Source organism: Psychrobacter sp. TB15, assembly GCF_000511655.1.
Taxonomy (GTDB): Bacteria; Pseudomonadota; Gammaproteobacteria; order Pseudomonadales; family Moraxellaceae; genus Psychrobacter; species Psychrobacter submarinus.
In genome coordinates this window covers 16476-30107 of the sequence record NZ_AYXN01000023.1, presented here as the reverse complement: position 1 = coordinate 30107, position 13632 = coordinate 16476, and the positions used below count along the sequence as shown (strand labels likewise).

Genomic DNA, 13632 nt, shown 5'->3' with positions numbered 1-13632 from the left:
CCAAGCCACATTGATAATAAAAATGCTGAAGGCTGTCATCATCTGATTCGTGAAGGCGCGACACTGATTTATCATCCCGATCAGGTAATAAGCGATGTAAACGTCCAGCTTGATTTTTCAACCAATCAATCATCACTTACTGCACCCTCTAAACCATCGACATCGCGCCGTTCATCGCCGCAATCAGCGGCTGATAAGATATCGTCAGCTCATAGCATGCCAGCCCATACCTCTTCACCAATCAAAGTGCCTGAGCACCTGTCATCCATTTATGGGCTGCTCGACTGGCATGGACAGGATTTAGATGCTTTGTTGATAGCTTCGAAGCTGACAGCGCCTCAGCTTATCGGTCAGCTCATGGAGCTAGAGCTACTCGGCGCTATCGACGTCCAAGGTGGCCGCTATTTACGGTTATAAGATGTGTTTTTGACCTTCTTTTGACGTTGTTAACTTCTTAATCGTTATTAATACACGCACACTTTTATTTAGAGCGTTTAGTTTATGTCTTCCTCTGCACCCTTTGTTACTGATTCAGTCGTACAAGCTGCCCATTGGCTAAACCAAGGCCAGCTATTAGCCTATCCGACCGAAAGTGTCTGGGGAATCGGCTGCGATCCATTCGATAAAAGCGCTGTGCAGCAGCTATTAACCATCAAGCAGCGCCCGCAAGACAAAGGCATGATCGTCGTCACCGACAGTATTGAGCGCATTGCGCCGCTACTTGCCCCTCTCAGCCCTAAGCAGCGACAGACGGTACTTGCCAGTTGGCAGCCTAGTGCCGATGTCCTTGTGCAGCAAGCGCATACTTGGTTATTGCCCATCCCAGACTCACTTACCACTCCCATACCGGAGTGGATAACAGGTGCACATGATAGCATCGCCGTACGCGTCATCACTCACCCCTTAGTACAAAATCTTTGTGCGCAGCTAGTATCAGCAAATAATCCCTATGGATTTCTTGTCTCTACGAGCTGTAATCCGTCAGGACAGATGCCGGCGTTGACGCTTGCTGAAGCTCAAAGCTATTTTTTAAGTGAGAGTAGCCAGTTGCTCAAGCAAGTGGGCTATCTACGCGGTGCGACTTTAGGCTATCAGTTACCCAGTCAAATTGGCGACGCGCGTAGCGGCCATATTATCCGCTAAATCTTTCTTTTTATAGTTACCAAATAAGCTGAGTTGTTAATTTTAGTCTACAAAGATAACGTTTTATCTGCTGATTTCTGTCTTGACAGAAATAAAAGAAAAGCGCAGTATGGCTTATAAGCTGTTTATTTCTCGACAATAAAAGCTATGAGTTACATATTTTAAGGCACTACAAGTATCAATGATAAGCATCAATAAAAAATAATATAAATAAGTGTGAGCCAATATGAAGCTTAATCCTGTCACCGAAAAATTCGTCTTACACTGGGGTGAGATGGGCCCTAAATGGGGCGTGAACCGCACTATGTCGCAGATACATGCGCTGCTATATATCATCGGTAAACCACTAAATGCCGAAGAGATCACTGAGACGCTAGGCGTGGCGCGCTCTAATGTCTCAAATAGTATCAAAGAGCTACAGAATTGGGGCCTAATCCAAAAAGTCTCTATCTTAGGCGACCGGCGGGATCACTTCACGACCAATACCGATGTTTGGGAGCTGGCACGTATCATCGTCGTTGAGCGCCAAAAGCGCGAGCTGGAACCTACCGTACAGTTTTTACAAGATTTGATGGATAGTCCTGAGTTTGAGTATGAAAACAGCGAAGTCAGAACGCGGATAAGTGACACGCAAGACTTCGTAAACACATTAACCACTTGGTCGTCCGAGATGCTCAAACTCCCAACGAGTATGCTCAAAAAGGTGCTCAAACTCGGCGCTAGTATTAAAAAGTTTTTGAGTTAATGATGACTCAGAACAATACAAGCAATAAGTCCACAACAAGGATAGAGATATGAATATTTTAATCAGCGGTGGCTCAGGGTTCTTAGGTAGTGCGTTTAGCAAGGAGATCATAAGTCGCTATGAGAATAAAAAAGAGCAGATAAAGATCACGTGGCTGACGCGTGATAAATCTCAGCAGCACCCTGCTGACGTCAACATGATGACTTATGATGAGCTTGCAACGAGTGATAAAAGCTTCGATGTGATTATAAATTTAGCAGGGGCGGGGATTGCCGATTCGCGCTGGAGCGATGAGCGTAAAGAGCAACTGATGGCAAGCCGAGTAAAACCAACAGAGTCGCTGCTTGAGTTCATCGCTCGCAGTCGTGTGAAACCTAAGCTTATGCTAAGTGGTTCGGCTATCGGCTGGTATGGTACCCAAGGCGATACCCCATTGACTGAGCGTAGCGATTACGAGACAGATTTTTCGCATAAGTTATGTGATGAGTGGGAGAAGCTTGCGCTCAAAGCGACGGATTACGGCGTGCCTGTTGCCATTGTACGCACTGGGGTGGTGATGCATCCTGAGGGCGGGATGATTGGTAAATTGTTATTACCTTTTAAGTTCGGCGTAGGTGGTCAGTTGGCCGATGGCAAGCAAATTATGAGCTGGATCAGCCGTGAGGACTGGGTCGGGGCGGCGATTTTTATTATTCAAAAGCATCTGGCTGAGACGAGCGAAAAGCAAGTTACGCCCAATAACGAGCTGAAGACGACTAACGACACTCCAGCAGTGGTTTATAACTTAACAGCGCCCAATCCGGTGACCAATCACGAATTTACCAAAGCTATGGGCGCTTGGCTACATCGTCCTACTATTTTTACTTTGCCAGAATTTTTACTCAAATTGATGTTCGGTGAGATGTCGACTTTACTTATTGATGGGCAAAAGGTACTACCAGAAGCTTTATTAGAAGCAGGCTATGAGTTTAAGTACACTGACATTCAGCAAGCCTTAGAAGAGCAAAGCACCTGATATTTCCATACTTGTTTCATGTGAAACAGCCGTAGCGATGCTATGACTTATTTGTGTGTACAAGACTGGTATGGCGGTTGGCATACCCACATGGACGCAGTGCGATTACTGTATAGAACTAGTGGTCTCAAAGGCTCTACGCTTCTATATCTACCAATTGTCAGACAGCTTGGCGATTTGGCTTATCCTTATGTGGCGCGTAACCGTTACCGAATCCCAAATTGGGTGACTAAACTGATTTATGGCAAAGCGGTGACGCAGGCCTACGCAAATGGCGTTTATAACATGCCGCCAGATAAGCGTTAATTAGACATAAACTCATACGAATTAAGACAAGTAGCAGTACTTTTTGTTGTTTTAACCATGTTCTCTACTGTATTGCTTAACCTTCTCAAGTCATTCGTTTACCTAATACTAAACCTCTCTTTAGGATCCTAGATGCGTTACGCCTTTTTTATTACTATCATTGCTCTATTAGAGCTGTTTAGCCTTGGCGCTGCGCTATCTCTTCAGTGGTGGCTGCAGCCTTGGCTGACACCAAGTTTGGCTACCGCCGTTTGGGTTTTAGTGTTTGTTGTGACTAATGCTCTGCTAGCGGTGACCTTTAGCAAGCGCTTTGATAATAGTTATCGCTGGATGAGCGCTTGGATGCTCGTTATGCATTATCTGATGCTTACGGCATTATTGATGAGTTTGTTTTATGGCGGGTATCTACTTTTAGTTTCATTGATTTCTATAGAGGGGTATAGCGCTGAGATAATAGGTTTTGGTTTACGCGTACTGGCGGGGTTTATATTTATAGCGCTGTTTATTTATAGTTTATATAGTGCCTACATGCCTGTGGTGCGCCGATTATCTATCACGATTAACAAACCCTTAGCAAACTCATTGCGTATCGCAGTAGCGAGTGATTTGCATTTAGGTCAGCTGTTCGGTAATAAAGCGATAGATAAGCTATATCATCTGATCCAGGAAAATAAAGCGGATATATTGCTGATGCCAGGCGATATTATGGATGACAATATAAAAGCTTATACCGCTCATAATATGGCGGCTAAATTGACCAAGCTTTGTAGTAGCTTACCCTACGGTGTCTATGCCACTTTAGGCAACCATGACTTATATGGTCATGAGCAGCCGATCAGTAACGCCTTGCAGGATGCTAGCGTGCAACTGTTAAATGATAAAGTACTGAAGCTTGGTTATAAAGGCGAGATAATTTGGCTGATAGGCCGGTTCGATAATCATAAACGCGAGCGCGTCGCTACTACTGATTTGTTGCAGCAAGTTGATACCAGTAAGCCGGTTATACTGCTCGATCATCGGCCAAGCGATATTGATAAGCATAGTCAGCTGCCGATAGATCTACAAGTTTCTGGTCATACTCACAACGGGCAGATATTCCCAGCTAATTTTATCGTCAGAGCGATCAATCGCTTGGGCTATGGTTATAAACCCATAGGCAAAGGACACTTTGTCGTCTCCTCAGGCTACGGCTTTTGGGGTATTCCTTTTCGCTTGGGGTCGCGCTCTGAGATTTGGCTGATTGAGATGACAGGTCAGCACATAGCGTAAACACTTGCTAAGCGACCAATAACGATTGGGCACTGATGACCTCACGGACAAAACGTGCAAAGTCATTGATAATATATCGCGTTTCTTGCTCTAAGCCATCGTGGACGCTCATCAGATGCATAAAGCCGTGCGGCGCACCTAGTACCGTATAAGTCTCAACCGCTATATCAGCAGCCTTTAACTGATCTGCATAAGCAAAGGCCTCATCGCGTAGCACGTCAAGCTCAGAGGCAACGATATAAGTCGGACATACTTTACTATTATCACCAATCATAGGTGAGATCAGCACATGCTCACGTGGTAGCGGGCAGTTCTGCATAAATGCTGCATCAAATACGGCTACGTCAGCATGATCTAATAGCAGGCCTTCGCCGTATAGCTCCCAGCTTGGATAGTCGGTCTCAATATCAGTAACTGGATACAGCGGCATCTGTGCAAGCGGTGCAGGTAGAGTCTGGAGCAGCTTATACATCTGCTGACCGGCCACTCCCAAGTCTGACCATGCCGCCTTAGTTGGGTGAGTCAGCTGCTGCGCAAGTAACGTCGATAAACCGCCACCAGCACTATCTCCTGCTAGAACAATACGTGACGGCGACGCGCCAAGGCTACGACTATTATCAGCCAACCAAGCATAAGCTTTGATCGCATCTTCTAAGGCGGCGGGCGCTGCATGCTCAGGTGCTAAGCGATAGTCCACACTGACCACTGCCCAGCCAGTCTGCGCGCAGACGCGGTGACAAAACTCGTGATGAGTGTCGATATCACCAATACAAAAACCACCACCATGAAAGAACAGCATCACTGTCTCATCAGGATTGTGGTTGGTTTTTGCGTGGACGCCCGCCTGATAGCAGCGAATCGTCATATCACCCTCATCAGCATTGGCTATGGTTTTATCTTGCCAATTAACAGCCGCCTCACTGCTTTTGTTAATGAGCTTCAAAGTAGCAAGCTTATTGCTACTCGCTTGTTGCCAGACTTTTGGGTCTTGCATAGCGACCGCATCGGCTGCAAACCTCTTACGCAGCTCTTGCATTTTAGAGAGCTGTAAAGGGGTTTTGAGTTTACCATTGACCGCGATAATCAAGCGTAGATGCGCATTAGCGTTTGGATACTGCTCAGCCGTTGGGCCCTCTAGATAGCTTACTAATGCCTCTAGCATAGTATCAGGTAAGTAGCCTAGACCCTTTAGTACATAGTGCAGGGCATGCTGCTGATAGTCGGTCGCTGGCAGCAAGCTTGCAAGCTTTTTACCGGCGAGTCTATATTTATTGTCCCCTTCGTTCAGGTGCTCAGCCTCAGCTTGGTTTTCGTGCGCTTGATAGCGTTTAACGCCTTCTAGAGGAGCTAATGTCGGCTTAGAGTTTAAGCTCGCCGCCGCTTTATTTATCAAAGCATTAAGCGATGTGATAGAAGAGCTTGGCATGGTGTTCCTCATTATTGAGTACCGGTCTTTATGACTTTTTATAGCCTTATATGGTTTGGATTTATGGTGTCGGTACTTTCTATCGTTTACTATCATTTAGTTTATAGTTCAGTATTTTTTATAAGTAATAGTTGGTAAATAGTCAGTGAGGTCATCATAAATCAATCAAAAGTGAATTTAAGTATCGTTTGGTAATCGTTTACGAGCGAAAAGTAAACTATAAATAATGAGTTAGCTTTAAATGCGGTTTGAGTTGTCCTAGTTTGGTTTATAGAGGTTAAACTTCAAAATTAAAAAAATCCTCGGTTTTAAGCTTGAAATATGGCCTCATAACCTTTATCAATCAGCTATTGAATATGGTTTATAGCGAAGACATTAAAAAGACACTAAATGCATTACAAAATTATCATAAATAATCAGGAGTTATCATGAGCGAACAAAACCCAAACCTACAAGCTGATGACAATAGCGCGAAAGCTGCACACAGTAACCTTGAGCGCAATGAGAGCGTCCTACAAGAAACGATGGATGAGTTTGACCCGCAAAACAACTCAGGCGATGACGCCACTATCGATAACGAGATCGATATCAGTGTTTATGAAGCGCGCATTGCTGAGCTTGAAGGCGAAGTCAAGCAGGCTAAAGAGACCACTGCCCGTGCTAATGCTGAGACTTATAATGCGCAAAAGCGTATGGAGCAAGAGGCCGATAAGAGCAAAAGATTTGCGCTACAAAAATTTGCCAAAGAGTTATTAGAAGTCGTTGATAACTTAGAGCGCGCTATCGAAAACGCCACTTCAGACGACCCTGTTACCGAAGGGGTACGCTTAACGCACAAAGCGCTATTAGATGTACTAAACAGAAACGGCGTAGAGGTTGTCGAACCACAAGGTGAGACATTCAATGCAGACCTGCATGAAGCAGTCGGTATCGATGAAAATGCCGAGCCTGATACGGTTGGTACGGTATTACAAAAAGGCTATAGCCTAAATGGTCGTCTGCTGCGTCCTGCTATGGTTCGCGTCGGCCAATAAGCTTAGCTAATAAGTGAGAGTAGTAAAGAAAACAAGCGAATAAACCTTATTAAATGTAAGGATATTCACAAAAAATCACACAAAAGCAAATTTTTGCGCTGTTATTGACTTGAAAAAATACTAGCGCAAACCGATATAAAGCAACAAGTGACCATATATGGTCTGATAGTTTGATTTTAGCTTGAGTTTTTGACAGTTTTTTTTGATAGTTTGAACGCAAAAATAGTTTGAACGCACAAAAACGGCAAGCAACCCCAATAGAAATTTAACAACATTTGGAGCAAATAATTATGGGTAAAGTAATAGGTATTGACTTAGGAACCACTAACTCATGCGTGGCGGTAATGGAAGGCGATAGCGTTAAGATTATCGAAAACGCGGAAGGTACGCGTACTACTCCTTCTATCGTCGCTTATAAAGATGATGAGATTTTGGTCGGTCAATCTGCCAAACGTCAAGCAGTGACTAACCCAAACAAAACCTTGTTCGCTATCAAGCGTCTGATTGGTCGTCGTTTCGATGACAAAGTCGTGCAAAAAGATATTGGCATGGTACCGTACAAAATTGTCAAAGCTGATAACGGTGATGCTTGGGTCGAGATCAATGACAAAAAACTTGCGCCACCACAAGTCTCTGCTGAAATCTTAAAGAAAATGAAGAAGACAGCTGAAGACTATCTGGGTGAGAGCGTATCAGAAGCGGTTGTAACCGTACCTGCCTACTTTAATGACTCACAGCGTCAAGCCACCAAAGATGCCGGTAAAATCGCAGGTCTTGATGTAAAACGTATTATTAACGAACCAACTGCCGCCGCTCTTGCTTATGGTATGGACAAAAAGCAAGGCGATAGCACCGTTGCCGTTTATGACTTAGGTGGTGGTACGTTTGATATCTCAATCATTGAGATTGCAGATGTAGACGGCGAGCAGCAATTTGAAGTACTCGCGACTAACGGTGATACTTTCTTAGGTGGTGAAGACTTTGACTCCGCGCTTATCGATTATTTAGTTGATGAGTTTAAAAAAGAGCAAGACTTCAACCTAAAAGGCGACTCTCTTGCGATGCAGCGTCTAAAAGAAGCGGCAGAAAAAGCGAAGATTGAGCTATCAAGCGCGCAAAGTACTGAAGTAAACTTGCCTTATATCACAGCTGATAGCAGTGGTCCTAAGCATTTGGTCATCACTATTAGCCGCTCAAAACTTGAGAGCTTAACGGAAGATCTTGTCAAGCGTACGATGGCTCCTTGTAAGATTGCTCTAGAAGATGCTGGTCTAAAAGTTGGCGATATCGATGATGTCATCTTAGTTGGTGGTCAGACGCGTATGCCATTAGTACAGAAGCAAGTAGAAGACTTCTTCGGTCAAGAGCCACGTAAAGACGTTAACCCTGATGAAGCAGTAGCAGCAGGGGCAGCGATCCAAGGCGCAGTATTGTCAGGCGACAAAACCGACGTACTATTGCTTGATGTCACGCCATTGACGCTAGGTATCGAAACGATGGGCGGTGTGATGACGCCAGTTATCGAGAAAAACACCATGATTCCTACCAAGAAATCACAAGTGTTCTCGACGGCAGAAGACAACCAGCCAGCGGTTACCATTCAGGTCTATCAAGGTGAGCGTAAGATTGCTAACCAAAATAAACTATTGGGTCGTTTTGACTTGACTGACATTCCACCAGCGCCGCGCGGTCTACCGCAAATCGAAGTAACTTTCGACATCAATGCTGATGGTATCATGAACATCTCAGCGACTGATAAAGGTACGGGTAAAGCACAAAGTATCCAGATTAAAGCAGACTCTGGCTTGTCGGATGAAGAAGTCGAGCAAATGGTACAAGACGCAGAAGCGAACGCTGCTGAAGATGAGAAGTTTGCAAATCTTGCGCAAGTGCGTAACGAAGCAGACGGCCGTATCCATGCGGTACAAAAAGCCCTTAAAGAAGCAGAAGATAAAGTCACTGAAGAAGAGAAGTCATCAGTAGAGACTGCTATCTCTGATCTTGAAGCCGCGACTAAAGAAGACGACCATGACGATATCAAAGCTAAGCTTGAAGCGCTAGATAATGCTTTCTTACCTGTCAGCCAAAAGATCTACGCTGATAGTGGTGCTGGCGCGGAAGGTATGGACCCAGGTCAGTTCCAGCAAGGCACAGAATCAGCTGACGCTACCCAAGCGGATGATGATGTCGTAGATGCTGAGTTCACTGAAGTGGACGAAGACAAAAAGTCGTAATTGACACTACTGGCAGTACCTTAAAGCTAGTTTTATGATAAATATAAGAAAAACGCATCTCTCGAGGTGCGTTTTTTATGGGCTAAATAATGTCATTGGGTAAGCGCTTTTAATTGCTGATGGACATAAATTTTATGAAAAATCTAGCAATGTAACAAAAGATTTCATATATCAGCCTTTGTAACCCACACACTGATAAACGCTTTCAAATCTTAACTCGCATACCATTAAACACTGACAGAGTGTTTGAAATAGTTTGTTACTATGTACCCATCGTTAGCAAACAAGGCGATAGGGCCAAAAGGTCAATACAACTAAATAACTTGTTTGTCCAAATTTGCTTGAAGGAGCTAATAATGAGAACTCTACAAAAAACTATACTTGCACTAGCCACTGGTTCTTTACTGACTGTAGGTGCAAACGCCGCTGTCACTTATGGTAACGGCTACACTGGTCAGCCATACGTTGGTGCTAAAGTCGGTCAATTTGATCTAGATATCGACAATGCTGATGATCCAACTGCATACGGTGTTTATGCTGGTTATAACTTCGATCCTAACTTTGGTATGGAAGCTGAGTATGTTGGTTCAGATGATGCTGATTTCAGAGGCGGTGATATTGATGCTAAAACATACGGCGCTTATGGTACCTACCGTTACGCATTCCCAAACACTGGTTTATACGCAAAAGGTAAACTAGGTGTAGCAAAAACTGAAGTGGAAGCATCTAATACCGTTGCAGGTTTATATGATGGTTCAGATGACGATACTAACCTCGCTGGTGGTGTAGGTCTTGGTTACGCAGTAAACCCTGACTTCAGTGTAGAAGCTGAATATGACATGCTAGGTAGCGATGCAGATCTTATGACTGTTGGCGCTCAGCTGAAGTTCTAAGGCATTGATTGATTACAATTTATATTTATATATCAGACAAAAAACGATCGCTTTGGCGGTCGTTTTTCTATGTGGCAAAGGTTATTCGGCGCTTTTTGATTTCATCTAAGATATGGGCGTTGTGTTATGAGTGGTGTATATGGTGATTTTTAAGAGGTTATAAACGCTCAAAGTATGCTACATTGAAAGCTAGGATAGCAAGCTAGGATGATTCAAACAGGGTAGGTGGCAATGATGGAGATGTTTTTGATGATTGAACCTTGGCATTGGTTGGTCTTGGGTTTCTCCTTGATGATTGCTGAGATATTCATTCCGACCTTTGCTAGCCTCTGGTTTGGTGCGGCTGCGGTGATCGTTGCTGCCTTAGCATGGTTGCTGCCCATTCCGCTATTATTTCAGGTATTGATCTGGCTTACGCTATCGGTTTTATTTATGTTTGCTTGGGTCAAATACATCAAGCCGTTGTCCATAAGCCGTAAAAAGGCTGCGCAACATAGTAATCTAATTATTGGTGAAACGGGCATGATCGTGGTCAAACCACAAAAAGGTATTTCAGGTATGGTGCGCTTTAATGTGCCCATTTGGGGTGCAGATGAGTGGCCATGCCGCACAGCAGGCGTGAAAGTCGAGGCAGGAGATCGTGTGGTGGTTATAAAGGTGGTCGGCGATGAGCTAATCGTTGCGCCCTCGCAGCGCCTCCAAGCACCTAAAAGTATGCACCCCAATATCACCCCGACGATCAACAGTGAAGTACCTGCAAGTAGCCAAATGCCGACCAAACAATCTAAAGCGAGTAGACTGAGCTTGCACAAACCCGATCTCAAAGAGACAGGTACTAGCAAATAAACGTTATCAGGTACTAAAGATTTTTAAATTAAGAAAAAAAGGACATAAATCACGTCGCTGGCAAATAAAGCAAGGGTCAAGGAGAATGAGATGAACAGTATCTTGAGTAGTTTAAATGGTGTCGGTATCGTGATGCTGGTATTAATAGCATTGGTGATTTTTACCGTTTTTAAAGGCGTTTGTATTGTCCCGCAAGGATACAAATGGGTCGTGCAGCGGCTGGGTAAATATCAGCAAACGCTGGAGCCAGGATTTAGTATTATCATTCCTTTTGTGGATAGAGTCGCTTATAAAGTCACCACAAAGGACATCGTATTAGACATCCCATCACAAGAGGTCATCACCCGTGATAACGTCGTGATCATCGCCAATGCCGTGGCATATATCAACATCTTGCGTCCAGACAAAGCGGTCTACGGTATTGAAGATTATGAACATGGTATCCGCAATTTGGTACAAACCTCTTTGCGCTCGATCATCGGCGAGATGGATCTAGATAACGCTTTATCGAGTCGTGATGAGATTAAAGCCTTGCTCAAACAGGCGATCTCAGAAGACATCGCAGATTGGGGTATTACCCTTAAAACCGTAGAGATTCAAGACATTAACCCCTCGCAAACCATGCAAGCCTCTATGGAAGAGCAGGCCGCGGCAGAGCGTCTACGCCGGGCTACCGTAACGCGCGCCGATGGTCAAAAGCAAGCGGCTATCTTAGAAGCTGATGGTCGTCTTGAGGCTTCACGCCGTGATGCTGAAGCGCAAGTGGTACTAGCTAAAGGTTCTGAGGAGTCCATTCGTCTGATTACCGCTGCAATGGGTGATGAAGAGATGCCCATTGTCTACTTACTTGGCGAGCAGTACATCAAATCAATTCGTGACTTGGCAGAATCGGACAACTCAAAAATGGTGGTGCTACCGGCCGATATCTTAAGTACGGTCAAAGGTATGGTTGGCGATAAGTTTAAGGTGTAACAACGCTACGGTTGAGCGCTCATATTGACATAACAAAAGACCTCAAAAACGAGGTCTTTTTTGTGCATAAAGTATTTTTTAAAGTACGTTAAATCACTTTAGAAAAACGATTTTTATGTTTCTTCCCTAAGTATTCATCAAACACCATAGCGACGTTACGGCCCAAAAAGCGACCTTTAGGCATAATACGGATACCTGCGGCATCCATATCGATAAGCTTGTCTTCTTGCATTGCGCCAAGCTGCTTTATCTCATCGATAAAGTAAGTAATCGCATCGATACCGAATTTTTGATTGACGTCTTTAAAATCAATATAGTCATGGCAGAGTAAGTTCATAATCACATACTCACGCAGACGATCTTTGATAGAGGTTTTAATGACTTTCGCTGCGGGCATAACATTAGGATTGCTACGAGCTGCGTTAATCGTCTCTTGATAAACCGTCAAATCGGTATGATTTTGTAAAATATAGCGGGTGTTAGCATTTGCAATCTGACTGATGGCAGAGACGCCAAAACCTAATAAATCACAGTCGCCCATGATAGTGTAGCCCTGAAAATTACGGTGCAATTTGCCCGCACGCTGGGCTATCGCTAGCTCATCATCAGGCAGGGCAAAATGGTCAATCCCTATGTACTGATAGCCGGCCTCGGTCAGCGTGTTTACGGTATCTGCAAGCATAGACAGCTTATCACTTGGGCTGGGCAGATCTTCGTCTTTGATTTGTCTTTGGGCTTTAAAACGCTCGGGCAAATGCGCGTAGTTAAATACCGATAAGCGATTGGGTGCCATCTTAATAATACGGTCTACTGTCTTTGCAAAAGTAGCTGGCGTTTGATGCGGCAAACCATAAATCAGATCAAGGTTTATGGAATGAAACCCAAGCGCTCTTGCTTCAGCCATAATATTAGCGATGAGCTCTGCGGAGTGGACACGATTGACCGCGATTTGTACCGCTTCTTCTAGATCCTGTACGCCGAGGCTAATACGGTTAAAGCCAAGACTACGTAGCGTCTGCAAGGTGTTATCACCCAGCTCACGCGGATCGATTTCAATAGAATAATCGCCTTCGTCTTCAGGCAAAAACTCAAACTGGGTTTGTAAAAACTCCCACAGCTGTACCATATCCTCGTCACGCAAGAATGTCGGCGTACCTCCACCTAAATGCAGCTGCTTGACGACTGGGTTCTTGCCACCTTCAGTGGTCAATAAACGCCGCTTGAGTTTAATCTCAGCGATGAGATACTCTAAGTAGTCGCCTGAGTCGCTATTTTTCTTAGTGATGATTTTATTACAAGCGCAGTAATAGCAAAGGTGACGACAAAAGGGAATATGAAAATATAGCGATAAGGGCGCGCGTGCTTCACGGCTTTGAAGGATTTTAGTCTCTAAACCATCAGCTATCTCTGTAAATTCTAAAGCAGTCGGATAGGAAGTGTAGCGTGGCCCTGAGCGATTATATTTATGAATAAGTGCCTGATCAAAAGTAGGCAGCTGCTTATTGCTGCTATCGCCGCGTAAACTTGCATAAGGGTTTTGGATTTCAACGACAGGACGTGCGGTAGTCGGTTGCTCACCTGCATGATTATAAGGCTGCTGAGGGTGGTTTGGATGAGAAGAGGTTGAGTACTCTGTCATGCGGCGCTCCTTTTACGTTAACAGCGGTTTATTGTAGTCGGCTAACGAGAGATAGGTTGTTTACAGCTTGTTATGAAAAAATGGCTGTATCAATAACCCGTATTATAGCA

At 44.4% G+C, this 13632-nt stretch carries 12 protein-coding genes and 1 pseudogene; 11 read left to right on the top strand and 2 right to left on the bottom strand.

What is annotated here, in order from left to right; genetic code table 11:
* The 6 genes and pseudogenes from W234_RS14770 to W234_RS0104870 form a co-directional block, all read left to right on the top strand.
* Positions 1 to 417: pseudogene (locus tag W234_RS14770) on the top strand (DNA-protecting protein DprA); the annotation flags it as partial.
* 84 nt (positions 418 to 501) lie between these two features.
* Positions 502 to 1143 carry an L-threonylcarbamoyladenylate synthase gene (locus W234_RS0104890; protein WP_025645297.1) on the top strand — a complete coding sequence of 214 codons (642 nt, stop codon included), beginning with the start codon at positions 502 to 504 and terminating at the stop codon, positions 1141 to 1143.
* A gap of 226 nt (positions 1144 to 1369) precedes the next feature.
* A complete protein-coding gene (locus tag W234_RS0104885) occupies positions 1370 to 1888 on the top strand; it encodes a GbsR/MarR family transcriptional regulator (protein WP_025645295.1) in 519 nt (172 codons plus the stop codon).
* Positions 1889 to 1937: 49 nt separating this feature from the next.
* A complete protein-coding gene (locus W234_RS0104880) occupies positions 1938 to 2903 on the top strand; it encodes an epimerase (protein WP_025645293.1) in 966 nt (321 codons plus the stop codon).
* Positions 2904 to 2945: 42 nt separating this feature from the next.
* Positions 2946 to 3209 carry a hypothetical protein gene (locus W234_RS0104875; protein WP_156923953.1) on the top strand — a complete coding sequence of 88 codons (264 nt, stop codon included), beginning with the start codon at positions 2946 to 2948 and terminating at the stop codon, positions 3207 to 3209.
* A gap of 132 nt (positions 3210 to 3341) precedes the next feature.
* Positions 3342 to 4478 carry a metallophosphoesterase gene (locus W234_RS0104870; protein WP_025645291.1) on the top strand — a complete coding sequence of 379 codons (1137 nt, stop codon included), beginning with the start codon at positions 3342 to 3344 and terminating at the stop codon, positions 4476 to 4478.
* 7 nt (positions 4479 to 4485) lie between these two features.
* Here W234_RS0104870 and W234_RS0104865 read toward each other — a convergent pair whose 3' ends face one another.
* Positions 4486 to 5904 carry an alpha/beta hydrolase gene (locus W234_RS0104865; RefSeq protein WP_025645290.1) on the bottom strand — a complete coding sequence of 473 codons (1419 nt, stop codon included), beginning with the start codon at positions 5902 to 5904 and terminating at the stop codon, positions 4486 to 4488.
* 428 nt (positions 5905 to 6332) lie between these two features.
* Between W234_RS0104865 and grpE the strand changes: the two genes are divergently transcribed.
* The 5 genes from grpE to W234_RS0104840 all read left to right on the top strand — a co-directional run bounded on the left by grpE (position 6333) and on the right by W234_RS0104840 (position 11883).
* Positions 6333 to 6938 (top strand): nucleotide exchange factor GrpE, encoded by a 606-nt coding sequence (grpE, locus tag W234_RS0104860; RefSeq protein WP_025645289.1) that lies wholly within the window; start codon positions 6333 to 6335, stop codon positions 6936 to 6938.
* A gap of 290 nt (positions 6939 to 7228) precedes the next feature.
* Positions 7229 to 9172, top strand: a complete 1944-nt coding sequence (gene dnaK / locus W234_RS0104855) for a molecular chaperone DnaK (protein WP_025645287.1) — start codon at positions 7229 to 7231, stop codon at positions 9170 to 9172.
* A 356-nt stretch (positions 9173 to 9528) separates the two neighbouring features.
* Positions 9529 to 10065 carry a porin family protein gene (locus tag W234_RS0104850; RefSeq protein WP_025645285.1) on the top strand — a complete coding sequence of 179 codons (537 nt, stop codon included), beginning with the start codon at positions 9529 to 9531 and terminating at the stop codon, positions 10063 to 10065.
* Positions 10066 to 10314: 249 nt separating this feature from the next.
* Positions 10315 to 10911, top strand: coding sequence for an NfeD family protein (locus W234_RS13680; RefSeq protein WP_319802570.1), 597 nt, complete (start codon positions 10315 to 10317; stop codon positions 10909 to 10911).
* Positions 10912 to 11001: 90 nt separating this feature from the next.
* The gene (locus W234_RS0104840) at positions 11002 to 11883 is read left to right on the top strand and encodes an SPFH domain-containing protein (protein ID WP_025645281.1); all 882 of its coding nucleotides are present in this window, start codon (positions 11002 to 11004) and stop codon (positions 11881 to 11883) included.
* Positions 11884 to 11971: 88 nt separating this feature from the next.
* Here W234_RS0104840 and hemN read toward each other — a convergent pair whose 3' ends face one another.
* A complete protein-coding gene (gene hemN / locus W234_RS0104835) occupies positions 11972 to 13522 on the bottom strand; it encodes an oxygen-independent coproporphyrinogen III oxidase (RefSeq protein WP_025645279.1) in 1551 nt (516 codons plus the stop codon).
* Between the last annotated feature and the right edge of the window lie 110 nt (positions 13523 to 13632).

Bases quoted from the DNA above. Each gene is read 5' to 3' on its own strand.
- W234_RS0104890 (WP_025645297.1), top strand. From the start codon at position 502: ATGTCTTCCTCTGCACCCTTTGTTACTGATTCAGTCGTACAAGCTGCC.
- W234_RS0104885 (WP_025645295.1), top strand. From the start codon at position 1,370: ATGAAGCTTAATCCTGTCACCGAAAAATTCGTCTTACACTGGGGTGAG.
- W234_RS0104880 (WP_025645293.1), top strand. From the start codon at position 1,938: ATGAATATTTTAATCAGCGGTGGCTCAGGGTTCTTAGGTAGTGCGTTT.
- W234_RS0104875 (WP_156923953.1), top strand. From the start codon at position 2,946: ATGACTTATTTGTGTGTACAAGACTGGTATGGCGGTTGGCATACCCAC.
- W234_RS0104870 (WP_025645291.1), top strand. From the start codon at position 3,342: ATGCGTTACGCCTTTTTTATTACTATCATTGCTCTATTAGAGCTGTTT.
- W234_RS0104865 (WP_025645290.1), bottom strand. From the start codon at position 5,904: ATGCCAAGCTCTTCTATCACATCGCTTAATGCTTTGATAAATAAAGCG.
- grpE (WP_025645289.1), top strand. From the start codon at position 6,333: ATGAGCGAACAAAACCCAAACCTACAAGCTGATGACAATAGCGCGAAA.
- dnaK (WP_025645287.1), top strand. From the start codon at position 7,229: ATGGGTAAAGTAATAGGTATTGACTTAGGAACCACTAACTCATGCGTG.
- W234_RS0104850 (WP_025645285.1), top strand. From the start codon at position 9,529: ATGAGAACTCTACAAAAAACTATACTTGCACTAGCCACTGGTTCTTTA.
- W234_RS13680 (WP_319802570.1), top strand. From the start codon at position 10,315: ATGATTGAACCTTGGCATTGGTTGGTCTTGGGTTTCTCCTTGATGATT.
- W234_RS0104840 (WP_025645281.1), top strand. From the start codon at position 11,002: ATGAACAGTATCTTGAGTAGTTTAAATGGTGTCGGTATCGTGATGCTG.
- hemN (WP_025645279.1), bottom strand. From the start codon at position 13,522: ATGACAGAGTACTCAACCTCTTCTCATCCAAACCACCCTCAGCAGCCT.